Origin of the sequence: Mesorhizobium sp. ES1-3, assembly GCF_020164795.1 — a bacterium.
Lineage (GTDB): Bacteria > Pseudomonadota > Alphaproteobacteria > Rhizobiales > Rhizobiaceae > Mesorhizobium.
This window is the reverse complement of sequence record NZ_JAIUGW010000001.1, coordinates 350,904-376,297: the sequence shown is the minus strand read 5'-3', so window position 1 is coordinate 376,297 and position 25,394 is coordinate 350,904. Positions and strand designations below refer to the sequence as shown.

25 protein-coding genes are annotated in these 25,394 nt (G+C 62.3%); 15 read left to right on the top strand and 10 right to left on the bottom strand.

The features are described 5' to 3' along the window. The first annotated feature begins 19 nt into the window (after window positions 1-19). Window positions 20-916: a LysR family transcriptional regulator gene (locus LB536_RS01790; RefSeq protein WP_224589903.1), complete on the top strand. Its 897-nt coding sequence runs from the start codon at window positions 20-22 to the stop codon at window positions 914-916. Here LB536_RS01790 and LB536_RS01785 read toward each other — a convergent pair. From LB536_RS01785 to LB536_RS01775, 3 genes are read right to left on the bottom strand one after another with little or no spacing between them, the layout of a single operon-like run. Then, window positions 913-1,821: an MBL fold metallo-hydrolase gene (locus tag LB536_RS01785; protein ID WP_224589902.1), complete on the bottom strand. Its 909-nt coding sequence runs from the start codon at window positions 1,819-1,821 to the stop codon at window positions 913-915. The two genes, LB536_RS01790 and LB536_RS01785, sit on opposite strands and share 4 nt — an antisense overlap. Before the next feature lie 31 nt (window positions 1,822-1,852). Next, a complete protein-coding gene (locus LB536_RS01780; RefSeq protein ID WP_224589901.1) occupies window positions 1,853-2,152 on the bottom strand; it encodes a hypothetical protein in 300 nt (99 codons plus the stop codon). After that, window positions 2,149-3,174 carry a LacI family DNA-binding transcriptional regulator gene (locus LB536_RS01775; RefSeq protein ID WP_224589900.1) on the bottom strand — a complete coding sequence of 342 codons (1,026 nt, stop codon included), beginning with the start codon at window positions 3,172-3,174 and terminating at the stop codon, window positions 2,149-2,151. The genes LB536_RS01780 and LB536_RS01775 overlap by 4 nt, the downstream gene beginning before the upstream one ends. A 195-nt stretch (window positions 3,175-3,369) precedes the next feature. Here LB536_RS01775 and LB536_RS01770 point away from each other — a divergent pair, with 195 nt between their 5' ends. The 5 genes from LB536_RS01770 to LB536_RS01750 all read left to right on the top strand — a co-directional run bounded on the left by LB536_RS01770 (window position 3,370) and on the right by LB536_RS01750 (window position 8,339). Beyond that, window positions 3,370-4,401, top strand: a complete 1,032-nt coding sequence (locus LB536_RS01770) for a Gfo/Idh/MocA family protein (RefSeq protein WP_224589899.1) — start codon at window positions 3,370-3,372, stop codon at window positions 4,399-4,401. Further along, window positions 4,398-5,306 (top strand): sugar phosphate isomerase/epimerase family protein, encoded by a 909-nt coding sequence (locus LB536_RS01765; RefSeq protein WP_140756979.1) that lies wholly within the window; start codon window positions 4,398-4,400, stop codon window positions 5,304-5,306. The genes LB536_RS01770 and LB536_RS01765 overlap by 4 nt, the downstream gene beginning before the upstream one ends. Before the next feature lie 98 nt (window positions 5,307-5,404). Further along, window positions 5,405-6,418 (top strand): substrate-binding domain-containing protein, encoded by a 1,014-nt coding sequence (locus LB536_RS01760; RefSeq protein WP_140756981.1) that lies wholly within the window; start codon window positions 5,405-5,407, stop codon window positions 6,416-6,418. Between the two features lie 74 nt (window positions 6,419-6,492). Next, entirely contained in the window at window positions 6,493-7,290 is a 798-nt protein-coding gene (locus LB536_RS01755; protein ID WP_127870434.1) for an ATP-binding cassette domain-containing protein, read from the top strand. Next, complete coding sequence (locus LB536_RS01750; RefSeq protein WP_224589898.1) at window positions 7,287-8,339, top strand: ABC transporter permease; 1,053 nt, start codon at window positions 7,287-7,289, stop codon at window positions 8,337-8,339. Before LB536_RS01755 ends, LB536_RS01750 begins: the two co-directional genes overlap by 4 nt. Window positions 8,340-8,579: 240 nt before the next feature. Here LB536_RS01750 and LB536_RS01745 read toward each other — a convergent pair whose 3' ends face one another. The 6 genes from LB536_RS01745 to LB536_RS01720 form a co-directional block, all read right to left on the bottom strand. Continuing rightward, a complete protein-coding gene (locus LB536_RS01745) occupies window positions 8,580-9,323 on the bottom strand; it encodes a ribonuclease activity regulator RraA (protein WP_140808165.1) in 744 nt (247 codons plus the stop codon). Between the two features lie 23 nt (window positions 9,324-9,346). Then, the gene (locus LB536_RS01740) at window positions 9,347-10,510 is read right to left on the bottom strand and encodes a mandelate racemase/muconate lactonizing enzyme family protein (RefSeq protein ID WP_224589897.1); all 1,164 of its coding nucleotides are present in this window, start codon (window positions 10,508-10,510) and stop codon (window positions 9,347-9,349) included. Window positions 10,511-10,538: 28 nt separating this feature from the next. Beyond that, window positions 10,539-11,636 carry an ABC transporter ATP-binding protein gene (locus LB536_RS01735; protein ID WP_224589896.1) on the bottom strand — a complete coding sequence of 366 codons (1,098 nt, stop codon included), beginning with the start codon at window positions 11,634-11,636 and terminating at the stop codon, window positions 10,539-10,541. 10 nt (window positions 11,637-11,646) lie between these two features. Further along, window positions 11,647-12,537: a carbohydrate ABC transporter permease gene (locus tag LB536_RS01730; protein ID WP_224589895.1), complete on the bottom strand. Its 891-nt coding sequence runs from the start codon at window positions 12,535-12,537 to the stop codon at window positions 11,647-11,649. Then, window positions 12,534-13,493: a carbohydrate ABC transporter permease gene (locus LB536_RS01725; RefSeq protein ID WP_224589894.1), complete on the bottom strand. Its 960-nt coding sequence runs from the start codon at window positions 13,491-13,493 to the stop codon at window positions 12,534-12,536. The genes LB536_RS01730 and LB536_RS01725 overlap by 4 nt, the downstream gene beginning before the upstream one ends. Window positions 13,494-13,570: 77 nt before the next feature. Next, on the bottom strand, window positions 13,571-15,049 hold the full coding sequence (locus LB536_RS01720) for an ABC transporter substrate-binding protein (RefSeq protein WP_140808156.1): 1,479 nt from the start codon (window positions 15,047-15,049) through the stop codon (window positions 13,571-13,573). Window positions 15,050-15,233: 184 nt separating this feature from the next. Between LB536_RS01720 and LB536_RS01715 the strand changes: the two genes are divergently transcribed. From LB536_RS01715 to LB536_RS01695, 5 genes are all read left to right on the top strand, one after another. Beyond that, the gene (locus tag LB536_RS01715) at window positions 15,234-15,944 is read left to right on the top strand and encodes a GntR family transcriptional regulator (RefSeq protein ID WP_224589893.1); all 711 of its coding nucleotides are present in this window, start codon (window positions 15,234-15,236) and stop codon (window positions 15,942-15,944) included. Between the two features lie 42 nt (window positions 15,945-15,986). Beyond that, window positions 15,987-17,153 (top strand): mandelate racemase/muconate lactonizing enzyme family protein, encoded by a 1,167-nt coding sequence (locus tag LB536_RS01710; protein WP_224589892.1) that lies wholly within the window; start codon window positions 15,987-15,989, stop codon window positions 17,151-17,153. A 54-nt stretch (window positions 17,154-17,207) separates the two neighbouring features. Continuing rightward, window positions 17,208-18,566: a mandelate racemase/muconate lactonizing enzyme family protein gene (locus tag LB536_RS01705; RefSeq protein ID WP_224589891.1), complete on the top strand. Its 1,359-nt coding sequence runs from the start codon at window positions 17,208-17,210 to the stop codon at window positions 18,564-18,566. Window positions 18,567-18,668: 102 nt separating this feature from the next. Next, window positions 18,669-18,995: an NIPSNAP family protein gene (locus LB536_RS01700; protein ID WP_140505846.1), complete on the top strand. Its 327-nt coding sequence runs from the start codon at window positions 18,669-18,671 to the stop codon at window positions 18,993-18,995. 9 nt (window positions 18,996-19,004) lie between these two features. Then, entirely contained in the window at window positions 19,005-20,204 is a 1,200-nt protein-coding gene (locus tag LB536_RS01695) for a mandelate racemase/muconate lactonizing enzyme family protein (protein WP_224589890.1), read from the top strand. Window positions 20,205-20,325: 121 nt separating this feature from the next. On the opposite strand, the gene LB536_RS01690 is transcribed toward LB536_RS01695, so the two are convergent. After that, window positions 20,326-21,234 (bottom strand): GntR family transcriptional regulator, encoded by a 909-nt coding sequence (locus LB536_RS01690; RefSeq protein ID WP_224589889.1) that lies wholly within the window; start codon window positions 21,232-21,234, stop codon window positions 20,326-20,328. A gap of 258 nt (window positions 21,235-21,492) precedes the next feature. Here LB536_RS01690 and LB536_RS01685 point away from each other — a divergent pair, with 258 nt between their 5' ends. From LB536_RS01685 to LB536_RS01670, 4 genes are all read left to right on the top strand, one after another. Continuing rightward, window positions 21,493-22,449: an ABC transporter permease gene (locus LB536_RS01685; protein ID WP_140757073.1), complete on the top strand. Its 957-nt coding sequence runs from the start codon at window positions 21,493-21,495 to the stop codon at window positions 22,447-22,449. After that, window positions 22,446-23,231: an ATP-binding cassette domain-containing protein gene (locus LB536_RS01680; protein ID WP_224589888.1), complete on the top strand. Its 786-nt coding sequence runs from the start codon at window positions 22,446-22,448 to the stop codon at window positions 23,229-23,231. Before LB536_RS01685 ends, LB536_RS01680 begins: the two co-directional genes overlap by 4 nt. A gap of 93 nt (window positions 23,232-23,324) precedes the next feature. Then, window positions 23,325-24,242 (top strand): sugar ABC transporter substrate-binding protein, encoded by a 918-nt coding sequence (locus tag LB536_RS01675; protein ID WP_140808388.1) that lies wholly within the window; start codon window positions 23,325-23,327, stop codon window positions 24,240-24,242. Window positions 24,243-24,310: 68 nt separating this feature from the next. Then, the gene (locus LB536_RS01670) at window positions 24,311-25,327 is read left to right on the top strand and encodes a zinc-binding alcohol dehydrogenase family protein (RefSeq protein ID WP_224589886.1); all 1,017 of its coding nucleotides are present in this window, start codon (window positions 24,311-24,313) and stop codon (window positions 25,325-25,327) included. The last annotated feature ends 67 nt before the right edge of the window (window positions 25,328-25,394 follow it).

Here is a 25,394-nt window from a genome sequence, read left to right as displayed (position 1 = left end):
CGCGGTGCGGGATTGCACCATGATCGACTGGGATGACATTCGCCACTTTCTTGCCGTCTCGCGTGGAGGCTCGGTGCGGGCCGCCGCCGAGCGCCTCGGTGTGAACCACTCGACCGTGCTGCGACGCGTCGCCCAACTTGAGGAACGCCTCGGGGCGCAGATGTTCGAAAAGCTGCCTTCGGGCTACCGCCTGACGGCTGCGGGCGAGGAGGTCCTCGAGTTCGCGGACCAGATGGAAGCGTCGTCGCACTTGCTGGAGACGCGCGTCTTCGGGCGCGACGAGAGCGTGCGCGGGCTTCTGCGGGTGACGCTGGCACCGCCCCTCGCGACACACCTGCTGATGCCGGATTTCGCCGATTTCGCGCGTCTGCATCCGGACATCGAGATGGAAATCTTGTCGGCCGGCGAACTGGCAAATCTGACCAATCGAGAGGCCGACGTGGCGATCCGCGTCGTCTACGACCGCAAAACCCTGCCGCTCAATCTTCACGGCCTGAAAGGACCGGAGCTGTTCGGCGGCGTCTACATGTCCCGCGATCTACTGGCTGCGTGGCGAGCGGGGGCGCGGGACCCCATCCGGTGGATCGTCATAAGCATTCATGGAATTCCGGATTGGGCCCGCGAGGGTGAGGTTCGCACCACGGGGGTTCCGTTCAGGACCACGGACAGCGCGGCGCAGATCGTTGCGGTACGGCAAGGGCTCGGGATCACGACACTGCCGTGCTTCGTCGGAGATGCCGACCCCCTGCTGGCGAGGGTGCCGGGCACCGACCTGCACATGTATGGAACGCTCTGGCTTCTCACGCAGGGGGAGACACGCAAGACGAAGCGCGTGCGGCTCCTCACGGAATTCGTATCCCGCAGGCTCGCCGCATACGCTCCGCTTCTCGCAGGGCTGTCCATGTCGCGCGACTAGACGATGAGGGTGGTGAAATCCGTCGCGACAAGGCTGTTCGTAAATGTCCGGACGGCTTCCGCGAGAAGTTCTTCGTCGCGATAGCGGCCGGAGATGTGGGTAAGAACGAGCTGCTTTACATCGCTGGTCGCTGCCAGCGAAGCTGCCTCCGCAGCTGTCAGATGTCCGTAGTTGCGCGCCATCGTTGCATCTCGTTCGAGGAATGTGGCTTCGATGACCAGCAGGTCGGCGCCGCTCACCTGGTCGGCCAATCCATCGGTGGTTTCGACGTCGCCTACAATGATCAGTTTCTTGCCAGCTTCGGGTGGTCCGAGGACGGCTTCGGGTGCAATCATTCTGCCGTCGGGGAGAGAAATTGAGCGGCCTTCGGCCAAGTCCTTCCGGATCGGACCGTCTGGCACGCCCAGAGCCACCAAGCGGTCCGGACGGAGGTGACGACGTGCCGGCGTCTCGAAGATGAAGCCGTAGCTGTCGGTGTCGCGATGGCGAACTTGAAAGCAGTCGACCGTGAACTCATCCACCTCGAACACGCGTCCGGGGACAAGCGGCACGAGTTGCAGCGGGATCGGCGCGCGTCCCTCACCCCAAAGGCCAGCGAGCATGCGGGCGACGACGTCGAGAGTGTCGGCGCTGCCATGAATGGTCACAAGGTCCTCGCTCTGCCGGAGCCGAAGCGTCGAGAACAAGCCTGGAATCCCGAGCACATGGTCGAAATGCGCGTGCGTGAGGAGCAGGCGATCAAGTCGCCTGAATCCGGCGCCGCTGCTCAGAAGCTGACGCTGGGTGCCTTCCCCGCAATCGACCAGCACCCGTTGACTGCCGGCTTCAATGAGCAGCGCCGGGTGGTTGCGCTCGGCCGAGGGCACGCTGGCCGAGGTGCCAAGGAAGACAAGCCTGAAGGTCATGCGAGCAGTCTAGCTCGCTGGCAACGAGACCTCAAAGCGGGCGAAAGAGCGGTCCTGGATAGATTTCGCGAGCCGGCTTGGCCCAACGGTTGTCGGCGAACTTGCTGGCCGAGATCGCCGGTGGGAAGGACGTCGCCTTACTTGCTACCATGCCTCGCTGGCTGCCTCGTTCCAAAGAATGAGCGTGAGTGAATTCGGCACCGAGGGTCGCATATCGCGCCGGACCATAGGCAGTGAGATCCGAGCCGCCCGCTCCTTCATGATCAAAGGTGATGACGTGAAGCCGGTCATCGCCCGCGGCCTCGATCTGCACCGGGATCAGTATGATCAATCGCTATCGCGCGCAATTAGCTCCAGCGGCCAGACCTCGCGCATGATGCGCGGGCCCTCCGCGCCGGCGAAGGCAGGAAGCGACGCCAGCAGCATTTCGGCGAGCCGCCGTCCCATCGGCTGCAGCGCCGGGCGGAAAGCAGTCAGCGCCGGCGAGAAATAGCGGCAGAGCGGCGTGTCGACGATGACGGTCACCGCCATGTCGTGACCAGGCTTGATGCCCATCTCGGCCAGCGCCTTGCAGCCGCCAAGCGCCATGGCGTCATTGTTGAAGATGATGGCGGTCGGCGGGTCCTTGCAGCGCATCACCCGCGGTGTCACTTCGTAGCCCCCGGCCTCGTTGATGAAGCCGTCGGCGATCAGACCGGGATCGACGGCGATGCCATGCCTGCGCAAGGCCTTGCGATAGCCGTCGACGAACAGATAGCCGAAATTGAGATCGAGCGATGGGCGGATGGCGGCGATGCGGCGATGGCCGCGCCCCACCAGCCGGTCGACCGCGTCGGCGCCTGCTTTTTCGAAATCGAGATCGAGCGAGGGATAGGTCTTGTCGCCGGAGCGGCTGCGACCGAGCGTGGCGAAGGGGAAGCCGGCCTGGGTGAGATAGTCGATGCGTTCGTCCTCGCGCCGCGTCCAGGCCAGCACCACCGCGTCGGCACGACGCGTCTCGACGACACGCCGCAGGCGCTCCTGCTGATAGTCGCCCGGCGCGCCCATCACCACGATCAGGTCAAGCCCGCTTTCGGCGAGCCGGCCTTGCAACCCGGTCAGGAACGGAATGAAGAACGGCTCGCCATATTCCTGGTCGCCCGGATGCGGCTGCAGCATGAAGGCGATCGAACGAGTGGCGCCTTGCCTGAGACTGCGGCCGGACTGGTTCGGCGAATAGTTGAGAGCCCTGGCCGCCTCGAGCACGCGCTGGCGCGTGTCGGCATTGACGTCGGCGCGACCGTTCAGCGCCCGCGATACCGTGCCGATCGAAATGTTCAGGTGACGGGCAAGGTCGTGAATGCTGGACGCCAAGTGACTGTTTCTCCCCATGCTTGGCTAGCACCGGTGGCCGCCCGGGCCAAGGCGCAACGACGATTTTCGTGGGCTGCCGATTGACATTCTACGCCTTCGGGTGTGTTCTCGTAAACGTTTACGGAAAAACGTTTACGGTAATGCCGTGAACGCCGGGACGATCGGCCTGGAGGGGCCGAGAGGGAGGAGTGCTGGATGATCGACGCCGTCCTGGTCGGCTGCGGAGCGATGAGCAAGGCTTGGCTCGATGCCGCGCGGCAGATCGATGGGCTCGCCATTGTCGGCCTTGTCGATCTCGATGCCGACAGGGCGAAGGCCAGGGCTCGCGAATACGACCTTGGTGGTGCCGTCATCGGCACCAGTCTCGACGCCGTGCTCGACCAGACCCGACCGCAAGCGGTGTTCGATGTGGTGGTTCCCGCCGCCCGGCGCGACGTTGCGTTTTCCGCCTTTGCCCATCATTGCCATCTGCTGACGGAAAAGCCGCTCGCCGATAGCCCGGAGAATGCCCGCGCCATCGTCGAGGCCGCCCGCCAGGCCGGGCGCATCCATGCCGTCGTCCAAAACCGCCGCTACGTCGCCAATGTCAGACGCATCCGGAGGTTTCTGGACTCCGGCGCCGTCGGTGCCGCGACCAGCATCCACGCCGACTTTTTCGTCGCACCGCATTTCGGCGGTTTTCGCGAGGAGATGGCGCATGTGCTGCTGCTCGACATGGCGATCCACACATTCGACGCCGCCCGCTACATGGTCAATGGCGAACCGGCCGGCGTCCATTGCCAGGAATGGGAACCGGCCAATTCCTGGTACCGACAGGGCTCGTCGGCCAGCGCGGTCTTCGATCTCGGCGGCGGCAAGGTCTTCACCTATGCGGGCAGCTGGTGCGCGGCCGGCTTCCGCACCAGTTGGGAGGGCAGCTGGCGCATCGTCGCCGAGCGCGGCAGCCTGATCTGGGACGGCCATGACGGGTTGAAGGCGGAAGTGGTGGTGCCGGGCCGCGACGGCATGTTCGACAAAATCCAGCCAATCGAGGTGCCGGCGCTCGATCCCGCCGACCGCGTCGACGGCCATCTCGGCATCATCAGGGATTTCATGCATGCCATCGAGACCGGCACCGAGCCGGAAACGCGCGGCGCCGACAACATCAAGAGCCTGGCCATGGTCTTTGGCGCCATCGAGAGCGCCGAAACCGGACGTCGCGTGATGATCGCAAAGGAAGCACGATGATGCCAAACCCGCTTCTCGACATCAGGATCGGCACTATGGTGCGGGCCAACCTCGACGACCCGGCCGCCTACATCAAGGCAATCCTGCCGCTCGGCTTCGAGAGCATTCAGCCCTTCTTCTGGCAGACGCTGGGTGGCAAGGACCTGCCCCGGCTGGCCGGCCAGATCCACGAGGCGATCGGCGACGCCGATGTCACGGTGTCCTCGCTCGGCGTGTTCGGCAATCCGCTGGAGGGCGGCGATATCGACCGTGGCGTACTCCAGGCTTGGGAGACGGTCATCGACAATGCGCATTTGTTCGGCGCCTCGATGGTCTGCGGCTTTACCGGCCGGCTCCGCGGCAAGCCGCTGACAGACAGCCTGCCGCGCTTTCGGGAGGTGTGGGGGCCGCTGGCCAGGCGCGCCGCCGACAAGGGCGTTCGCATCGCCTTCGAGAACTGTGCGATGGACGGCAACTGGGCTGCCGGAGACTGGAACATCGCCCACAATCCGGATGCCTGGGAGCTGATGTTCAACGAGTTGCCTGACGACAATCTCGGCCTCGAATGGGAGCCCTGCCACCAGCTCGTGTATCTGATCGATCCGATGCCGCAGATCCGCAAATGGGCACCGCGCATCTTCCACGTCCACGGCAAGGACGCGACGGTGCGCTGGGACGTCATTCGCGAGCACGGGGTGTTCGGCCGGCTGCCGTTCGTGCAGATGCGCACACCGGGCTTCGGCGACAGCGACTGGACGCGGGTGATCAGCGAATTGCGGCTGGCCGGGTACAAGGGCGCCATCGACATCGAAGGCTGGCACGATCCGGTCTATCGCGGTGACCTCGAGATCACGGGGCAGGCGCGGGCGCTGGAGTATCTCAAGCTATGCCGGGGAGGTGCGAGCTACCTGCCAAATCCGGCGTGAGGATCGGTCGGCGGGAGGAGCCGGCCGCAAGTGGTACTGCCAAAGCAATCGTTCAAAGGCCCCCTCGGCTGACGAGGGAAACAATGGGAGGAACGTGCATGAGCATCGCGATCAGAACGACACTTCTGCGCACGACCGTCGTGGCGGCGGCCACGGCGCTTACCGCCGCAATCTCCACCTTGCCGGCGCAGGCGCTCGACGCCCAATGGTGCAAGGACGTTCACATCCGCTTCTTCGTCGGCGGTGCCGAGGGCGACGCCTTCGGCACCATCGTCTACAATGGCGCCAAGCAGGCCGCGGCCGATCTCGGGCCCAAGGTCGACTACATCTTCTCCCAATGGGACGCGGAGAAGATGGTGCAACAATTGCGCGAAGCGGTCGCGGTCAAGCCTCAGGGCATCGCCATGATGGGCCATCCGGGCGACGCCGCGATCATGCCGCTCGCCGAAGAGGCGCATAAGGACGGCATCAAGATGATGTACCAGAACGTCCCGGTGCCGAAGGTGACGGCCGCGTTCGGTGGCGGCTATGTCGGCGCGCAGCAGGAACAGCAGGGCCGCGCGCTCGGCGCCGAAGCGTTCAAGCTCGGCAAGCTCAAGGCCGGCGACAAGGCAATCATGATCGGCCCGTTCGAGAACGAGAACCGGGGCGCGCGCGAGCGCGGCACGGTGGCGGCGCTGAAGGAAGCGGGGGTCGAGGTCATCCAGCTGTCCTCGCCGCCGAGCGGCGAATGGGCTTCCGACCCCAACCTCGCCATTCCGGTGATCACGGCGGCGCTCCTCAATCACCCGGACATCAAGGCGGTCGGCTATCCCGGCGGCCAGATGCTCGGCAATGTCGCAACCTACATGCAGGCGGCAGGGCGCAAGCCTGGCGATATCTTCAACTTCGGTTTCGACACCAGCCCGCAGATTGTCGAAGGCTTCAAGGGCGGCTGGGTGCAGCTGACGGCCGACCAGCAGCCATTCCTGCAGGGCTATCTACCGATCCTCAGCCTGTGCCAGCAAGTGGTGCTGGGTCTGGCGCCGATGAATGTTGACACCGGCGCCGGCTTCGTCACGCCGGAGAATTACGAGATCGTCGCGGAACTCGCCAAGCAGGCGCTGCGCTGACCTCCCAAGCCGTCGGCCGGGATCAGGCCCCGGCCGGCGGGACCGCTGGTGCGTAACAATCAAGCGAGGATCCGATGGCCGAACGTCTCATAGAACTGCGCGATATCGCCAAGTCCTACGGCCACGTCTACGCACTTGGCGGGGTCAATCTCAGCGTCGACCGCGGCGAGGTGGTCGGCCTCATCGGCGACAACGGCGCCGGCAAGTCGACGCTGATCAAGATCCTGTCGGGCGTGGTCAAGCCGACCAGCGGCGAGATACTCATCCGCGGCAAGCCGGTGACCGGATGGAATGCGGCACGTTCGCGCGAGGCCGGCATCGAAACGGTGTTCCAGGACCGGGCGCTGGCGGTGCAGCAGACGATCGTGCGCAACATCTTCATGGGCCGCGAACTCACCGGTTTTCTCGGCTGGCTGAAGGTCGGCAAGGAAATCGAGGAGGCGAGTCGGCTGATGCGCGAGATAGGCTTCACCTCGAAAGTATTCACGCCGCACTCGATCGTCGGCCAGTTGTCGGGCGGCGAACGCCAGGGCGTGGCGATCGCGCGCGCCATCTACAAGCAGGCGGAACTGATCGTCCTCGACGAGCCGACGACGGCGCTGTCTCTGACCGAGACCGCCAAGGTCTTCCATTTCGTGCGCCAGGTGCGGGCGAGCGGCCGCTCGATCCTGTTCATCGGCCACAACATCCATCATGTCTTCGACATCGCCGATCGCTTCGTGGTGCTGGATCGCGGCAAGGTCGCGCTCACAGCCGACCGGAGCGAGGTCAAGTCGGCCGAAGATCTCATCAATTTCATGGAAGACGTCGCACATCCGGGTGGGTTGGCCGGGTTGCACGACACCGGCGACGCGGAGCAGAGAGCACGATGAGCAAGACCATGGAGCCCGATCTGCACGAGCCGTCGGCCGGCACTTCCCGCCAAGGCAGTTCCCAGAACGAGTGGAAGCACCCGTCCGATCACTGGATGCGCGGCTTCATCCTTGACAACCGCGCGTCGCTTGGCACGCTCGGCGTGTTCATCGTCATGATGGCGGTGTTCATGATCGCCAACCCGACGGTCTTCACAACCTGGTATCTCTACAGCGCCGTGCTCACCACGCTTCCCGTGGCGCTGTTCGTGGTCGTGCCGCTGGTCTTCGTCGTCACCTGCGGCGAGATCGACCTGTCGTTTCCCGCGACGATGGGTTTTGCCTCCTGGGTCTTCGCGCTGGTGGTGCAGGCCGGCTACGATCCGTTCCTCGGCATTGCGGCAGCGCTGGTCACCGGCACGCTGCTCGGTTTCCTCGTCGGGTCGCTGGTGGTCTATGGCGGGCTGTCGTCGCTGATCGCCACGCTTGGCATGAATTTCCTGCTGCGTGGACTGATCCAGATCATCAATGAGGGCAGATCGACGTCGCTGACCAGCCTTGCCGACAGCTGGGCCTACAGGATCTTTTCCAGCCAGATCCTGGGCGTCCCAGTGCAGATATTCTGGGCCATCGCCTTCGTCGTCCTTTCGGCGCTGCTCTACAACCGCCACCGCTTCGGTGCGCAGGTCAAGGTGGTCGGCGACAATCCCGACAGTGCCCAGCAGATGGGCATCGACGTCAAGCGCGTGCGGGTGAAAGTATTCGTCTTCGTCGGCATCGGGGCCGCGATCGCCGGCACCTTCTCGGTGATGATCAACTTCACCTGGTGGCCGACGGCAGGCGACGGCTATCTCTTGCCGGTGCTGGCCTCGGTGTTCGTCGGCGGCACGCCGACCTGGGGCGGTATCGGCACAGTGGCCGGCGGCGCGATCGGCGCGGTCACGGTGTCGTTCATCCAGACCGGCGTCGTGGCGGCTGGCCTGAGCGGCTTCTACGTCCAGTTCTTCAACGGGCTGATCATCATCCTTTCGCTGCTTGGCCATAAATGGAACCAGGCACGGTATCGGTGACACGATCAGCTTGGTGCGAGAATTTGTTGGCCGACGGCGCCGGCATTGATGGAGCTGTCTGCCAACCCACGCAACTTGATATGGGTTAGCTTTTTCCTCCTCGAGTTTCACCGAGAAGATCGGCACGATGGCTGACCTCACGCGCCAAAGCTATCGGCGACCGCAGGGTTCTTGCGTCGAAAGAATCCGTGCCTGACAAGGCAATGGACAATTCGAGAAACATTCCATGCTCTCGTCCGTCTATTGAAATTTGGGGTTGGCCTTTCGCCAAGCCTCATACTCTTCGTTGGCACTTGGGTGCAGCGGATAATAGCGTTGCAACGACCCGCCCTCCATGAGCTTCATGCGCGAAAATTCCTCCCAGTCGTGATGCTTCTGTGATTCATCGATCACCTTTGCGGCCATTGCGACGGGCAGCACGACCACCCCGTCATCGTCGGCGACGATGATGTCGCCGGGGATCACCGTGACACCGCCGCAGGCAATCGGAACGTTGACGGCATTGGGATAGATGCTGGTTTGCACATGGTAGTTGGGCGTCCAGCCGCGCAGCCATAGCGCCAGATCGAGCTTTTCGACATTGGGCCGGTCGCGCATGCACCCGTCGATGACGATACCCGCGCCGCCTCTGCCCTTGAAATACGTCGACATCATATCGCCGAAGACGCCCGAGCTCATGTCGCCGCGCGCGTCGACCACGACCACGTCGCCTTCCTGCGCGTGGTAGAGCACATGCCGGTGCAATTGCGTCTCCGGGTCGGCATATTCGCCCTCGGTGAAGAGGTCCGGCCGCTGCGGCATGAACTGCAGCGTCAGCGCCGGCCCGACGATCGACTTGCCGTGGTTCTGCGCCACCGGACCGACCATGTGCGGATTGCGGAAGCCCATATGGCCAAGCGTGCCGGCGACCGTCGCGGCGCCGATCTCCCTTAGCGCGTCGATCAGATCCTTGGGCGGCCGCGTGATGTCGGAAGTATGCGTCATTGTGGACTCCGATTGAAAGGGAACTACCAGTTCGTGACAGAACCATCGCGGCGCTTGAGGTGGGGCGCTTCCCAGAAACGGAAGCTCTGGGCGCGGACCGCCTCTTCGTTGACCTCGACGCCGAGCCCCGGCAGATCGGTGACGAGATAATCGGGGCCGTCGAGCCGTGGTTGCACCGGGAAGAATTCGGAATTGTCGAAGCCAAGCTTTGCTTCGGGCGCCCTTGTCTCCAGCCACGAAAAATTGGGTACCGCGGCGGCCAGATGCACGGTCGCGGCCGTGCATACTGGACCAAGCGGATTGTGTGGCATCAGGTCCACATAGTGCGCCTCGCTCCAGCCGGCGACTTTCATCGCTTCGGTGAACCCGCCGACATTGCAGATATCGAGCCGGTTGAACTGGTGGATGCCGCGCTCGATATAAGGCAGGAACTGCCACTTGCTTGCAAATTCCTCGCCGATGGCAAAGGGGATGTCGGTCATGGTGCGCAGGGACTCGTAGGCGTCCGGCGTCTCGTCGCGTATCGGCTCCTCGAGGAAATCGAGCACGCCGCGGTCGAGCTTGTTGCAGAAGCTCGCCGCCTCCGCCACCGACAGCCGATGATGATAGTCGATGCCGAGGACGACATCGTCGCCCAGCGCCCCGCGCGCCTTGTTCAGCATAGTCGCTGTAGCGCCGATCGACTCGCGGGGCTCGAAGATGTCCCTGCTGTTTTGCCCGACGGGGAAAAAGCGGATTGCCTGCCAGCCCTGGGCGCGCAGTTCGCGGGCCCGCTCGATGGCAACATCGCCCTCGGCCTCGTCTCCGGTCGAGGCGAAGGTGGGGATCCGGTCCCGTTGCTTGCCGCCCAGCAGCTCGTAGACCGGCACCCCCAGCGCCTTGCCCTTGATGTCGTGAAGGGCGATGTCGATGGCGGATATCGCCGCCTGCAGAACGCGCCCGCCTTCGAAATACTGGCTGCGATAAACCTCCTGCCAGATCCGCCCGATCTGCATGGGGTCGCGGCCGACCAGAAACTCGCGATAGTGCTCGACCGCGCCGGCCACGGCCTTCTCGCGTCCGCTCAGGCCGCTCTCGCCCCAGCCGAAGATGCCGTGGTCGGTCTCGACCTTGACCAGCATCTGGTTGCGCGTTCCCACCCACACCGGATAGGGCTTGATCGCGGTGATCTTAAGCTTCGCAGTCATCCATGTCCCACAAGCATTCCGCCCTGTCTCAGTCGGCCTCGAGGGCCATTTCGGTTTCGCCGTCGAACAGATGCATCCGCTCCTGGTCGAACTCGAGCCAGATCCGCTCGTCGGGCGCGACGGCAATGTTCGGCGGCACGCTGACGTTGACGATGGCGCCGGACAGGAACGCCTGCACGAAGGTGACGTCTCCGGTTGGCTCCACCGTGTAGACCTTGGCCGGGATGCTGCCCGGCACCGCACTCTTGTGCAGTTTGATCGTCGAGTGACGTGCGCCGAGTACGACTTTCTTGGTCGTTGCCTTCGTGACCTTCTGGACGTTGCGCGGCGAGAGCCCGAGGCTCCAACCCTCCGCGCTGGTCAACACGGTTCCGCCGTTCGCGGAGGACGCCTCCAGCGGAATGAGGCTCATCGCCGGGCTGCCGATGAAGCTGGCGACGAACATGTTCACCGGATGGGCAAAGACCTGCGCCGGTGAATCGTATTGCTGCAGGAAGCCACCGTTCATCACCGCCATCTTGTCGGCCATCGTCACGGCTTCGAGCTGGTCGTGCGTCACGTAGATGATCGTCGCCTTCAGATCCTGGTGGAAGCGCTTGATCTCCGACCGCATCTGCACGCGCAGTTTGGCGTCGAGGTTGGAGAGCGGCTCGTCCATGAGGAACACCGCTGGGTCGCGCACGAGCGCGCGGCCCAGGGCGACGCGCTGCTGCTGGCCGCCCGAAAGTTCACGCGGCTTGCGCTCGAGCAGGTGTGTCATGTCGAGCACGCGCGCCGCTTCTTTGACCTTCTTGTCGATCTCGTCCCTGGGCAGTCTGCGCATCTGCAGCGGGAAAGCGAGATTCATATAGACCGACTTTTGCGGATAGAGCGCGTAGTTCTGGAACACCATTGCGATGTCCCTGTCCTTGGGGTCGAGATCGTTGACCACCCGGTCCCCGATGACGATGTCGCCCGAGGTGATCGGGGTCAGCCCCGCGACGAGATTGAGCGTGGTTGTCTTGCCGCAGCCTGAAGGGCCGACGAGCGCAACGAACTCGCCGTCGCTGACCGTCAGCGAAACGTCGTTGACGGCCTTGAAGTTACCGTAGGTCTTGACGAGATCTTTGAGGACCACGTGGGCCATCGGCAACTCCCTAATGCTTGACCGCGCCTTCTGTCAGGGCGCGTACGAAGTATCGTTGCAGGACGAGGAACAGCACCACGACGGGCACGCTCATCATGAAGCTCGCCGCCATCAGGCCCGGAAAGTCAGTCGTATTTTCCGAGAAAAAGCGCTGGATGCCGACCGGCAGCGTCAGCTGGTCGTTCTTGGAGAGGAAGGTGTAGGCGTAGATGTATTCGTTCCACGCGCCGATGAAGGAATAGATCGCAGTGGCGATGATCCCCGGCGTCGAGAGCGGCATCACGATCATGATGAAGGCCTGAAACCGCGTTGCCCCGTCGATGCGCGCCGCCTGCTCGAGCTGCACCGGGATATTGTCGTAGAAGCCCTTAAGCAGCCAGATCGCCAGGGGCAGGCCGAAGGTGAGGTAGGTCAGGATCAGCGAGCCATGCGTGTTCACCAGCCCGATCGCGCGCATCAGGATGAAGAGCGGCACGAGAAAGATCACCGCCGGGAACATGTTGCGCAGCAGCACGGCGAAGAACAGGAAGTTCCGGCCCGGGAAAGTGAAGCGCGAAAACGCATAGGCCGCGGGGACGGCCACGATCACCGAAAGGATTGTCGTGGCGCTCGACACGAACAGGCTGTTCCAGAAGAAACGCAGGAAGTCCTGGCCGACACTGTTCTGCGGATCGAGCAGCTTCTGGTAGCTGGCAAGCGTAGGCTCGTCCGGCCACCATTGCGGCGGGAATTGCGTCGCCGCGAAGCCGGACTTGATCGAGGTGACCAGCATCCAGAGCATCGGCACCGCGGTGTAGAGCAGCATGAACAACAGGAAGATGCGCCCGGCCCACCGCCATCCGTCGACGCGCATGCGGCGACGGGTCCGGCCTCGAGAGGCTGTCTCGGCGATCGTGCTCATGCGCTCCCCTCTTTCCGCTCATTGCCGTTCAGCGCACGGACGTAGAAATAGCCCAGCGCCATCAGGATGAGGAATAGGAGCACCGAATAGGCGGATGCCACGCCCCAGCGCTGGCGGCCGAAGGCGAGCTCGTAAATGTGGGTTATCCAGATATGCGATGCGTTTGACGGCCCGCCTCCGGTCATGATCCAGGGGATGATGAAGGAATTGAAGTTGGCTACCGCCAGCAGCAGGATCGTCACCACCGAGACGTTGCGCAAGTGCGGGAAGGTGACGTGCCAGAAGCGTTGCCATGCGTTGGCCCCGTCGACTTTGGCGGCGCGCAACAACTGGTCGGGGACAGTCTGCAGGCCGGCCATCATCATGATCATGGCAAACGGGAACTCGCGCCAGATATTGACGACGATCAGGGAGGGCAGCACGGTGCTGACGTTGTCGATGAAGTTCGGCGGCCGGTCGGTCAGTCCGAAGCCCACCAGCACCGCGCCGATGATGCCGAAATCCGAATGGTAGATCCACTTCCAGATATAGGAGGCGGCGACGGCGCTGATCACCCAAGGAATGATCAGGATGGCACGCAGGACACTGCGGCCGACAAAGTCGCGGTGGAGCGCCAGCGCCGTGGCAAACCCCAGGACAAAAGAGATGAAGGTGGATCCGAATGTCCAGATCAGGGTGTTCCAGGTTACCTTCCAGAACACCTCACTGGTGAGGATGGTGGTGTAGTTTTCGAAGCCGATGAATGTCTTGTCGCGGAGCTGCAGACCAGGCGGCGTCTTATAGAACGACAACTCGATCGTGTAGTAGATCGGATAGGCGATGACGATGAGCATCACGGCGATCGCCGGGAGCACGTATGCATAGTCGGCGCGATGCTCCCAGACGTTCCGCAACGCGCCGGACCTGCCGGGTTGCAATTTTCGGCGAGCCTCGGCCTTGCCGGTCACGATCGTCACTGTGGCGTGCCCTTGTTCTTCGGAATGAACCGGCTGCGCTCTCGGCGCAGCCGGCCAGATCGGAGGTCAGGTCCGGACTAGAGTCCGCCCATCAGGTCTTTCACCTTCTTGGCCGCGTCGTCCGCTGCCTGATCGACGGTCATCGCTCCGGTCAGGGCATTCTGCAGCATGTCCGGGACGATGATGTTCATGATCTCGGGGGACTCCGGCAGCGCCGGGAACGGGATGCCATACGGCAGCATCGAGGTCGTGACATCGAGGAACTTGATGTTGTTCAGACGTTCCTTCATCCACTTGGTCTTGAAGCCGTTGAGGTTGCCCGGGTTCGAGCCGGCATAGGCCATCTTCAGCGACCATTCAGGGCTCGTCCACATGCAGATGATCGCCTTCGCCGCCGGCTCGTCCACCTTGCCGCCCTCTACGTATTCGGGCTTCAGGATGTGAATGTTCGAGCCGCCGAACACGACGGCGCGCTTGCCGTCGGGGCCGGTCGGGATCAGGCCGTAGCGCATGTTGTCGATAACGGTCTGCGCCTTGTCCTTGTCGGTTCCGGTCGCCTTGGCCTGGAGGTCGAGCATGACGTTGTAGTCGGACGGGTGCGAGATCATCATGCCCAACTGGCCGGCGACGAACAGAGGCTGGTTGTCGGCCTGCTGGTTGGTAAGTGCCGAAACCGGAACAGACTTGTCGCGAACATACATGTCGTATGAGGCTTGCAGCGCCGCCTTGCTCTGCGGGCTGTCGAGCTCCACTTCCTTGTAAGTCGGATTCGCGGTGGCTTCGTCGAAGACGCCGCCGCCATAGGCCCACAACTGCGGCATGAAGCGATAGGGCGTATTGCCGGCATTCTTGCGAGCCACGAGGCCGTAACCGGCAATGCCGAGCTTGTCGTGGATCTGCTTGGAGTATTTGACGACGTCGTCCCAGGTTGCCGGAGCCTTGTCCGGATCGAGGCCCGCACGCTTGAAGATGTCGGCATTCCAGATGAACGCCATCGTCTCGTTGTTGGTCGGTATGCCGTAGGTCACCCCATCCCAGGTCACGGCCTTCATGGCGCCGGGCCAGAAATCCTCGGTCGAATAGCCGACATCCTCGGGTTTGAGCGGCTGCAGGTAGCCCTTCGAGGCGAATTCGGTACCGCCCAGGATTTGCAGGCGCACCGCCATCGGCGCGGCATTGCCCAGGAGTGCCGTGCGGAATTTGTCGAGAAGGTCGTTATAGGTGAGTGCCTGTTCCTCGAGCTGGATGTTCGGATAGGTCTTGCGGAAAGTCTCGAAGAAATCCTTGTAGTACTGGCGCAGGAGGTCGGGGTCGCCCTCGAACACGCCCTGATACCAGAAAGTCAGTCGCCCCTTGTAATCGAGCGGGGTGATCTTGGCGCAATCGCCGGCCGTGTCGAAATCCTGTGTTCCGGCGATGGAGCGCACATATTCGGGCGACCATTTGCTCAGGTCGACCGGCGGCGCACCCAGCGCCGACGTGGACATAAGCGATGCCGCCAAAACTCCGACGACAGTGCCGCGCAGGACCGCACTGCCGAGCATGATCCTCGTCATAGGTATCCTCCCTGGTTCTCCGCCCTGCGATCGCGAGGATGGTTCTTTCGGTATAATGTACCCCCTCGATCAGTTAGTACGTTTTCAGATCATGAATTCCCTGTCAACGCGCCAGATCGTACATTGTTTGTGGGAACCATGCGTGATATCGGACAGACTGTGTATTAATTTGGGGGAGCCGGCCTTGGCCGAAACAAGCGATTTCAAAGCGAAGCCACCTGCGGGGATCGACGCCATCGGAGCCTCCAGCGAGGGTGCCTCGCTTTATGAACTGATAAGGGAAGACATCATCGAGGGACGGCTCGCCGCCAACGAACGGCTTGTTGTCACCGATCTCGCCCGCCGCCACGGCACTTCGACCAATCCCGTGCGGGAGGCCCTGCAACTGTTGCGCGGCGAGGGGTTCGTCATCTTCTCGCCCAATCGCGGGGCGCGTGTAAGGCCCATCGATCAGGATTTTGTTCGCGACATCTACGAAATCGGTGTTCTGATCGAACCAGCCTTGACGCGATGGTTCGTGGGTATGGCTACCGGCGAGGACATCGCCGAACTGGAACGTATCCAAGGCCTGATCGAAGAGAACAACTTCGCCGACACGTTCAGGCACAGCGAACTGGATACAGCCTTCCACACCGTGATGTACCAGCGGCACTATAACCGCCATGCAGCCGAGCTCTGGTGGAAGCATCGCGAAGTGCTGCGAGCGGTGAGCCGACGCTTCAATTTTACGCTCGCGCGGCGTGCCGCGATCATTCGCGAGCACCACGAACTCATTGCGCTCATCAAGGCGGGAGAGGCAGACAAGGCAGCCGAACTCATTTCCCGCCATGTCGAGGGTTCCGGCCGGCATGTTCTCGAACAGATGCGTGCGCGCAACGCCGCTCGGGCCGGATAGGACGAGGGATCAAGTCTAGGATTACGGACAAAGGTAGTTGAAATGAAAATCACGAGCGTTCGGCCGTGGCTGATCAAGTCCGATACTTCCTATTGGGGAGAATTCCTGTTCGTCGAGGTGACGACGGACGAGGGGGTGAGCGGCTGGGGAGAGATCACCACCACCACCAAGCTCGCCAACCGTGCCCTCTGCACGATCCTTCGACAGATCGGAGCCGCGGTGACGGGCGAGGATCCGGCGCGTATCGAGTATCTATGGCACAAGATCTTCCGCAGCTTCACCTATATGGGTAGCCGCGGCGCCGCGGTCGAATGCGTGAGCGCGATCGACATAGCCCTCTGGGATCTCAGGGGCAAAGCTCTCGGCAAGCCGGTCTACGAACTCTTGGGCGGGCCAGTCCGGGATGAAATCGCGCTCTACACCCATCCCAACCAGGCTAAATTCACCAGCAAGGATGCTGTGGCCCGCGAAATCCTGGACATCGTCGAATCCGGACACACTGCTCTCAAGTTCGATCCTTTCCCTCACCAGGGTCGCGGTGCCGGCGGCGTGTCGCGCGAACAGCGGGACGGCTACCTCGATGGCAGCATGACCCGCAAGGACGAGCGCGAGGCTGCCGAACTCACGGCTCTGATCCGCGAAACGGCGGGGCCGGATGTCGACATTCTCATCGATGCGCATGGCCGCTTCGACGTTCCGACCGCCATTCGCCTCTGTCGCAGCCTCGAGGAAGCCGGCCAGATCGACTGGTTCGAGGAGCCTTGTCCGCCCGAGAGCCTTAACGCCCTCAAGCAGGTGCGCGAGAAGGTCAGTGCCGCCATCTCGTGGGGCGAGCGCGGCCACACGAAGTGGGATTTCGTGCCGGTGCTCGAGAACAAGCTCGCCGACTACATCATGCCCGACGTCACCTGGACCGGCGGCATTACCGAACTCAAGAAGATTTCCGCCCTGTGCGAAGCCTACTACATCCCGGTCTCGCCCCATGATGCCGCGGGGCCGATCAATGTGGTTGCGGGAGCGCAGGTGATGATGACCGTTCCGAACTTCTACAAGCTCGAAACGTCGGAGTGGAATTTGGGTAAGTACAATCATCTCATCGACAAGCCGCTCGACGTTTCGAACGGCAGCCTCAAGCTTTCGTCGAGGCCGGGTCTCGGCATCGAGATGAACCGCGATTATTTGCAAGCCCATGAGATCGAACTGGGCTAGCGCCATCGGCAGCATGCGGGGCGACAGGCCCGCCGACCAGAACGAGGATAAGTTATGCCAAGGACGGATGGAGCCGACGAGGCCCTCAACCGGGTCAACACCAATTCGAAGCCGTCCGAGCTTCGCATCACCGACATGCGGGTGGCCGAGATCGTCGGTGCGCCGTTCACCTCGGCGCTGCTCAAGATCTATACCAACCAGGGCATCGTCGGGCTTGGCGAGGTGCGCGACGGCGCCAGCGCCACCTACGCGCTGATGTTGAAGAGCCGGCTGCTTGGCGAGAACCCCTGCGACATCGACCGCCTGTTTCGCCGGATCAAGCAGTTCGGCGGGCACGGCCGGCAGGGCGGCGGCGTCTCGGCGGTCGAAATCGCCCTGTGGGACCTAGCCGGCAAGGCCTATGGCGTGCCGATCTACCAGATGCTGGGCGGTAAGTTTCGCGATCACGTGCGCGTCTATTGCGATACCGACGCCGAGAAACCCAGCGGCACCGAAACCGGCAAGCGCCTCGAGGAACGCATGGGCCGCGGCTTCACCTTCTTGAAGATGGACCTGGGCTTGATGCAGATCGCCCATGTCCCGGGCGCCGTGGTCGCACCCGCCGGCGCGCTCGAAGGGTTTCACGGCAACCCGCGCGGCCGCGGTGGCTCGTTCGAGGAGCGAAAGGCCCGCAATCTCGCTTATGACGCGCAGAACGTGCAGCACCCGTTCACAGGCCTGCATTTCACCGAAAAGGGGATAGACCTGCTCGAGCAGTATATCCACGAGGTTCGCGAGGTCATCGGATACGAGATCCCGCTTGCCATCGACCATGTCGGCCACATCTCGCTGCAGGATGGCATACGCCTGTCGCGCCGTATCGAGAAATACGCTCCGGCCTGGCTGGAGGATGTGATCCCCTGGCAATACACCGAGCAGTACCGGCAATTGCAGCAGGCTACCACGGTGCCGATCTGCACCGGCGAGGACATCTACCTCAAGGAAGGCTTCGAGCCGCTGCTCAAGAGCGGCGGCCTCTCTGTCATCCACCCCGACCTGCTCACCAGTGGGGGCATTCTCGAGACCAAGAAGATCGGCGATATGGCGCAGGATCACGGTGTCGCCATGGCGATCCATATGGCCGAAAGTCCGATCGCCGCGATGGCCGCCGCGCATGTCGCCACCGCGACCGAGAACTTCATGGCGCTCGAATACCACTCCGCCGATGTCGGCTGGTGGGACGATATCGTCACCGGCCTGCCCAAGCCGCTTGTCAAGGACGGCTTCATCACCGTGCCCGACAAGCCGGGGCTGGGCATAGACGATGTGGTCGACGAGGTGATCAGCCAGCATCTGCAGCCCGGTGTCACGGGGATATGGCAATCCACCGAGCATTGGGACAATGAATATAGCTGGGACCGGACCTGGAGTTAGCCCAGACCCCTTGCCCTCATTCCCCCAGGCTCACAGGGCCAACGACGACCATTCGTGTCGACCTCTCCCAAGGGAGAGGCGAAGAAAGAAACGGACGAAACCATGATCTACGAACTGCGTATCTATGACTGCCTGCCGGGCAGGCTGCCGACTTTGCTCAAGCGCTTTTCCGACCAAACGCTGGCCATCTGGGAGAGGCATGGCATCCGCCAAGCCGGGTTTTTCACCACGGCAATCGGCGAAAACAGCAATCGCCTCACCTATTTCCTCGCCTGGGAATCGCTGGCCGAGCGTGAGGCGAAATGGGCGGCTTTCGTCACCGATCCGGCATGGCACAGGGCTCGGGACGAGTCTGAGCGCGACGGGCAGATCATTGCCAATATCAGCAGCCAGCTGCTCACGCCGACAGCTTTCTCGTCTGTGAAATAGGACTGCGCCATGAAGATCACCGACCTGCGGTGCGCCGTTATCGGCAAACATCCCATCGTCCGCATCGTCACCGACGAAGGTCTCTACGGCCTTGGCGAGGTCGAGTACACCAAGCCTTATCTCAAACCCTGGGTGCTGCATTTCCGCGAGGCCCTGATCGGCGAGGATCCGACCGACGTCGAGCGGGTCATGTTGAAGATCCGCCAACGCGGCTCTTTCAAGCCCTATGGCGCGGCGGTCAGCGCCATCGAACATGCGCTGTGGGACATTGCCGGCAAGGCGGCGGGCGTGCCGGCCTACAAGCTGCTCGGCGGCAAGGTGCGCGACAAGGTGCGCGTCTACAACGGCTCGATCCGCCAGAAGCGCACGGGCGACCGGCCGGAGGATTACGCCGCCGATGTCAAATGGATGATGGAGCAGCCGCAGAATTTCTTCATGGTCAAGCAAGGAATCTCGTTCCATTCCAACATGAAGGACACGGTCGATGGCTTCCATTACGGCGTAACGCAGAGGAAGGCCGGCTATCACGGTGCCATGGATCAGGGCGTGATCAGCGAGCGCGGTTTCAACCACATGCTCGACTGCGTGATCGCGATGAAGGAAGTGCTGGGCGACAAGGTCAGCCTGGCGCTCGACTGCGGCCCGGGCTGGATGCTGCCCGATGCGATCAAGTTTGCGCGCGCGGTCGAAAAGTATAATTTGATGTGGCTCGAGGACATGCTGACCGGCGACTACGTGCCGTGGGTCAATCCGCAGGCCTACCGGGAGCTGACCACCTCCACCTCGACGCCGATCCATACCGGCGAGCAGATCTACCTGAGGCACAATTTCAAGGAGCTGATCGAGACGCAGGCGGTGCGCGTCATCGGCCCCGATCCTGCCGACATTGGCGGCATTGCCGAGCTCAAATGGGTCGCCGAGCACGCCTATATGCACTCGATCCTGATGGCGCCGCACGGTACCGCGAACGGCCTGCTGGGCCTCGGCGCGCTGATCAATGTCTGCGCCACCTTGCCCGCCAACTACGTGGCGTTCGAATATCCCAGCGCCTCCGATCCCTGGTGGAACGACATCGTCATCGGCCTGCCCAAGCAGATCGTGAAGGACAGCATGGTGGATCTGCTCGAAGCACCGGGGCTGGGCCTCGACATCGACGCCGAAGGCGCCAGGAAGTATCTCAAGGAAGAGGATACAGGCTTCTTCGATTGAACCACCTTCTTTGCGCACGGCGCCAATCGCTTCACGACAACTTCGATCATTCAGACTCAGGTGTGCCGTCGGCCATCTGCCCTTAGCTCTGGGCAGTAATGCGTCGCGATACGTTGGGCTATTATCCTGTCGGAATCTCATCAAATACCAGCAGCGAACGCGTCAGCGTTTCCCTTGCCGAGTCGAGGTGCGCGCGACAGGCGATCTCGATCCGCGTTGCATTGCGGCTTTCCAGCGCATCGATAAAAACGATGTGTTCGACGATGGCTGCCTGATTGCGCTGCTTTTCGTCCTGCTTGTTCCACTGATAGTGATAGTGAAAAATGAACGTGATGATGTCGTAGAAGTCATCGATGAACCGGTTCGGCGATGCCTCGTTGATGAGCCGGTGAAAGCGATTGTCCAGCCTGGAGAAGTCGTGAAAGCGGCTTTCCATGTGCTCGAGCAGTTCAATGTGCGATAACTTGAGCGCGGCGAGTTTCGCCCACAGCGGAGAACTGTCGGGCTGCTGTGAAAACAGGCGCGCCGACCGCACCTCGAACATCACTCTGATTTCAAACAGTTCGAGTGCGAAGTCTTCCGTGAAGCCTTTGAAAAGCCACCCGGAATTCGGCCGCTTCTCGATCAGGCCGAAGCGGCTGAAACGGATCAGGAATTCCCTGATGCCGTTGGTTGCGACGCCAAATTGCCGGGCGAGGTCAAGCTCGTTGATGCTGGTCCCGGGCCTGGTGTCGCCACGCAGCATCCACTCCATGAATTGCTGTTCGACATGCGTCGCGCGGGGCGTGGTTTCCGCGTCCGGGTAGCAGTCGTCATCGTTGGCCGGTCGCCCAACTGCCCGAATGCCGTTCTCTTCGCTGACCATGGCTCGGTGGACAAGTTCTTCCAGCACCTTGCGTATCGTCGTGCGGCTGACGCCCACCCGCCGCCGCAGCTCGTTCTCGGATGGAAGCTGACCGGCCAACTGCCCGTCGCGCATCATGTGGGCCACGCGATTGAACGCCTTCTTGTAAACGGTGTCGGTTTTCATCGGGGCCTCCAGAGAAAGTCTTGTCCTTTCTAGCATGACCTTTATCCATAAAAAACAACTTGACCCGATACTCCAAGATGTTTTTTATCGATAACAAGAAGATCGAAATTGACACGACTTGGTGGCGCGCGGCTCGCAAGAGTTCGCGCGGGGAGGAAAGTTTTGCCTGAGGTGGGAAACAGCAGCGCCACTGCTGACGAAGGCACGGCTCAAGCGTCGAGGAAAGCGGAGGCGGCGCCGGGTCTGGCGCTTGGCTTGATGTTGCTCAGCGCCGGCCCGGCTGTGATCCTGCTGCTGCTGATTGTCATCCTCGGCTTCCTGTCGCCCTATTTTCTGACCGGCCGCAACCTCAGCAATATCCTTGCCCAGACCGCTGTCATTTCGGTCGTCGCAATGGGCCAGCATCTGGTCATCCTGACGCGTGGCATCGACCTCTCGGTTGGATCGAACCTTGCGCTGGCCTCCGTTCTTGGAGCGTTGAGTTTTCATGCCGGCGCTACCGCGGTCGTCGTGATCGCGGTAATGGTTGGAAGCGGCGCGGCGGTGGGCGCGATAAATGGACTGGTCTACGTCTTCGGCCGGCTGCCACATCCGTTCATCATCACGCTTGCAACGCTGAGCATCGCCAAGGGCCTGGCCCTCGAACTGGCCGACGGGCGTGCGATCCCTGGAATGCCGGATGCGATCGACGTGCTCGGCCGCGAGGCGATCTGGGGCTTGCCGGGTTCGGTCTTCGTCGTGGTCGGTGTCGCCGCGGTCCTGTTTGTCATGGCCAAGACGATGGTGTGGGGGCGCTGGATCTATGCCGTCGGCGGCAGACCGGATGCCGCGTTGCGCATGGGCATTCCGGTGTCTTGGGTTCTGGTCTCGGCCTATGTGATTTCGGGTCTCTGCGCCGGTATCGGCGCTGTCATCCTTGCCGGCCGCACCGACGCCGGTTCGCCGCTGTTCGGCAATTTGCTCGAGCTTGACACGATCGCCGCGGTGATCATCGGCGGCGCCAGTTTTCTCGGCGGTCGCGGTCACCTTGGCCACGCCCTGATCGGTGCCATCATGATCGGCGTCATCCGCAACGCGCTCAACCTGCTCAACGTCAATATCTTCTTCCAGCTCATCGTCATCGGCGTGGTCATCGTCATCGCGGTCGAGGCCGATGTGCTGCGCAACTACCTGGAAGGGCGCGTGCGTGTCATGCAGGCCGGGAGGCAGCCATGACCGCGCCCGCGGCCGAAGCCCGCAATCCCGGCATTTCAGACCATCCTGTGCTCGCCGTAAGCGGTGCAACCAAGCGCTTTGGCTCTGTCATGGCGCTCGACGATGTCAGCATTGAGGTGCGGCGGGGCGAAATTCTGGGGCTTCTCGGTGACAATGGCGCCGGGAAATCGACGTTGACCAAATGCATCAGCGGCGTTCATCAGCTCGACGCCGGCACGATCGTGCTGGACGGATTGCCCGCGCAGATACGCTCGCCGGCCGACGCGCGCTTTGCCGGCATCGAGACCGTCTACCAGGACCTGGCGCTGTTCGACAATCTGACGCCGGGGCAGAACTTCTTCGCCGGCCGCGAACTCGCCGGTCCGCAATGGCTGCCGCGCGGCCTACGCTTCCTGCAGCAGCGCAGGATGGACGCCGAAACCCGGATCCTGCTGGAAAGGCTGAAGGTGACGCTGCCCCGGCTGGACGCGGTCGTCGCCATGATGTCGGGTGGACAAAGGCAGGCCATCGCCGTGGCGAGGTCCACGGTCTTCGCCCGCAAGGTCGTCATCCTCGACGAGCCGACGGCAGCCCTTGGACTGCGTGAATCGCGTCAGGTTCTCAATCTGGTGGCGACGCTTCGCGACCAGGGCAACGCCGTCATTCTGATCACCCACAATATGGAGCACGTCATCGAGCTCGCCGACCGTGCGGTGGTCCTGCGCCAGGGCCGCAAGGTCGGCGAACTGGTGCCAACCAAGGACAACAAGCAGGAGTTGGTTTCCATGATCGTGGGGGCCTGAACGCATTCGAGATTTTGCGGACCGCCTCGGTCCGCAAATGCCTGAAGCGTCTTCCGCCGGAAGGCGTCTCAATTCCAAGGGAGGAACGGAATGCTGATGCACAGAAGACTATTGGGAGGACTTGCGATCGCCATCGCATTCGCAATGCCTGCTTCGGCCGCGGACAAGATCAAGGTCGGCCTGATCACGAAATTCCCGGTGCCATTCTATTCGACGATGGAGGATGCGGCCAAAAAATACGCCGCCGCCCATCCTGAAATCGAGCTGGTCACCGGCCAGGGCCAGGCGGCCACGGACATCGAGGGCCAGATCGCGCTGATCGAGTCCATGATCACGCAAGGCGTCAAGGGCTTGGCAATCACGCCGGTCGATCCAACAGTTGCCCCGGCGCTCGACAAGGCCGTCGCCGCCGGCATCAAGGTGGTGCTCGTGGATAACAGCATTCCGAACTGGAAAGGCCAGACGGCGCTGGTTTCGACGAACAATCTCAATGGTGGCAAGATCGCCGGAGAATATCTGAAAACCGTTCTCAAGAGCGGCGACAAGATCGGTATCCTGCAAGGCGTACCGGGCGTTCCGGCGCTGGATGATCGCGTCACCGGCATGATGGAAGGGCTCGGCGACGTCAAGGTCGACGTGGTCGGCAAGGGCGCCACCAACTGCACGCTTGAACTCGGCACCTCGGTTGCGGAAGACATTCTGACAGCCAATCCCGATCTCAAGGCGATCTATTCTGCCTGCGGTCCGCCCATCCCCGGTGCCGTCAAGTCGATCAGCAATGCCGGCATCGCCAAACACAAGCTCATCCTGGTTGGCTTCGATGCTTGCTGCGGTGAAATCGAAGCGATCAAGTCTGGCGCGGAAGACGCCAGCGTTGCGCAATTCCCGGCAAAGATGGGTGAACTTGGCATCGACACCGTCGTCAAGGCCATTCGCGGTGAAGCCGTCGAAGCCAATGTCGATACCGGCGCCGGGCTCGTCACGCTGCAGAACGTCAAAGACTTCGAATAGCTCCCAGACCCTGGCCCGGCGGTGTCTACCCGCCGTCGGGTCCTCTTTTCTCAGAACATGGATGTCGAATGAAAGCGGTGGTGTGCCGTAAGCCGGGTGAACTGGTCCTCGAAAGCCGTCCTGACCCGGGCATGCCCTCCGCCGGCTGGGTGCTGGTGGGCATAAGCCATATCGGCATATGCGGCACCGACTACCACATCTTCGAGGGCAAGCATCCCTATCTGGCATACCCCCGGATCATGGGCCACGAACTCTCGGGGACGGTACTGATGGTCGGTGAGGGGGCCAATATCGAGCTTGGCGAGAAGGTTGTCATCAACCCATATCTGCACTGCGGCAAATGTACTGCCTGCCGGCAGGGCAAGCAGAATTGCTGCGTCTCAATAGAGGTGCTGGGCGTGCATCGCGATGGTGGCATGTGTGATCAACTGCTGGTGCCGGCGGCGAATCTCTATCCGGTAGTCGGTCTTTCGCTCTCCGATGCGGCGGCTGTCGAATTCCTCGCCATCGGCGCGCATGCGGTGAGACGGTCGATGCTTTCGGTCGGAACGTGGACGCTGGTCATAGGCGCTGGCCCCATTGGCCTCGGCACAGCCTTGTTTGCACGGCTTGCCGGACAGACGGTCACGATCATGGACACGAGCCGCGAGCGGCTGGACTTTGCGCAGGACCAATTGGGTTTTCCCGTCATCGACGGTGCTGCGGCGTCGCCCGGCGATCTGGTGAGAGCCCGCACGGACGGCGATTGCTTCGACCTGGTCTTTGATGCAACCGGCAGCAAGGTTTCTATTGAGGCCGCGTTCAACTACGTGGCGCATGGCGGCACCATGGTAATGGTAAGCGTCATCAAGGATGACATTACCTTTTCCGATCCGGAATTCCACAAACGCGAAATGACCCTGATCGGCAGCCGCAACGCCCTGACCACGGATTTCGACCGCGTCATGGCGGCGATCCGCACCGGTGCTATTCCGCTTGCCAAGCTGGTGACGCATCGCACGACGCTGGAGAACAGCCCCCGCTACATCTCCCAATGGGCAAATGAGAAATCGGGGCTCATAAAAGCTGTCATTGCAAACCGGTAGGCTCCGCGGCCTGCGCATGAACGGCTGCCGCAGCGCGTTTCTGCCCTGGCATCGAGACGGCGGTAGA

What these genes read in the sequence shown, in the direction of transcription:
- LB536_RS01790 (WP_224589903.1), top strand. Translation starts at nt 20, where the DNA reads ATGATCGACTGGGATGACATTCGCCACTTTCTTGCCGTCTCGCGTGGA.
- LB536_RS01785 (WP_224589902.1), bottom strand. Translation starts at nt 1,821, where the DNA reads ATGACCTTCAGGCTTGTCTTCCTTGGCACCTCGGCCAGCGTGCCCTCG.
- LB536_RS01770 (WP_224589899.1), top strand. Translation starts at nt 3,370, where the DNA reads ATGATCGACGCCGTCCTGGTCGGCTGCGGAGCGATGAGCAAGGCTTGG.
- LB536_RS01765 (WP_140756979.1), top strand. Translation starts at nt 4,398, where the DNA reads ATGATGCCAAACCCGCTTCTCGACATCAGGATCGGCACTATGGTGCGG.
- LB536_RS01760 (WP_140756981.1), top strand. Translation starts at nt 5,405, where the DNA reads ATGAGCATCGCGATCAGAACGACACTTCTGCGCACGACCGTCGTGGCG.
- LB536_RS01755 (WP_127870434.1), top strand. Translation starts at nt 6,493, where the DNA reads ATGGCCGAACGTCTCATAGAACTGCGCGATATCGCCAAGTCCTACGGC.
- LB536_RS01750 (WP_224589898.1), top strand. Translation starts at nt 7,287, where the DNA reads ATGAGCAAGACCATGGAGCCCGATCTGCACGAGCCGTCGGCCGGCACT.
- LB536_RS01745 (WP_140808165.1), bottom strand. Translation starts at nt 9,323, where the DNA reads ATGACGCATACTTCCGACATCACGCGGCCGCCCAAGGATCTGATCGAC.
- LB536_RS01740 (WP_224589897.1), bottom strand. Translation starts at nt 10,510, where the DNA reads ATGACTGCGAAGCTTAAGATCACCGCGATCAAGCCCTATCCGGTGTGG.
- LB536_RS01735 (WP_224589896.1), bottom strand. Translation starts at nt 11,636, where the DNA reads ATGGCCCACGTGGTCCTCAAAGATCTCGTCAAGACCTACGGTAACTTC.
- LB536_RS01730 (WP_224589895.1), bottom strand. Translation starts at nt 12,537, where the DNA reads ATGAGCACGATCGCCGAGACAGCCTCTCGAGGCCGGACCCGTCGCCGC.
- LB536_RS01720 (WP_140808156.1), bottom strand. Translation starts at nt 15,049, where the DNA reads ATGACGAGGATCATGCTCGGCAGTGCGGTCCTGCGCGGCACTGTCGTC.
- LB536_RS01710 (WP_224589892.1), top strand. Translation starts at nt 15,987, where the DNA reads ATGAAAATCACGAGCGTTCGGCCGTGGCTGATCAAGTCCGATACTTCC.
- LB536_RS01705 (WP_224589891.1), top strand. Translation starts at nt 17,208, where the DNA reads ATGCCAAGGACGGATGGAGCCGACGAGGCCCTCAACCGGGTCAACACC.
- LB536_RS01700 (WP_140505846.1), top strand. Translation starts at nt 18,669, where the DNA reads ATGATCTACGAACTGCGTATCTATGACTGCCTGCCGGGCAGGCTGCCG.
- LB536_RS01695 (WP_224589890.1), top strand. Translation starts at nt 19,005, where the DNA reads ATGAAGATCACCGACCTGCGGTGCGCCGTTATCGGCAAACATCCCATC.
- LB536_RS01690 (WP_224589889.1), bottom strand. Translation starts at nt 21,234, where the DNA reads ATGAAAACCGACACCGTTTACAAGAAGGCGTTCAATCGCGTGGCCCAC.
- LB536_RS01685 (WP_140757073.1), top strand. Translation starts at nt 21,493, where the DNA reads ATGTTGCTCAGCGCCGGCCCGGCTGTGATCCTGCTGCTGCTGATTGTC.
- LB536_RS01680 (WP_224589888.1), top strand. Translation starts at nt 22,446, where the DNA reads ATGACCGCGCCCGCGGCCGAAGCCCGCAATCCCGGCATTTCAGACCAT.
- LB536_RS01670 (WP_224589886.1), top strand. Translation starts at nt 24,311, where the DNA reads ATGAAAGCGGTGGTGTGCCGTAAGCCGGGTGAACTGGTCCTCGAAAGC.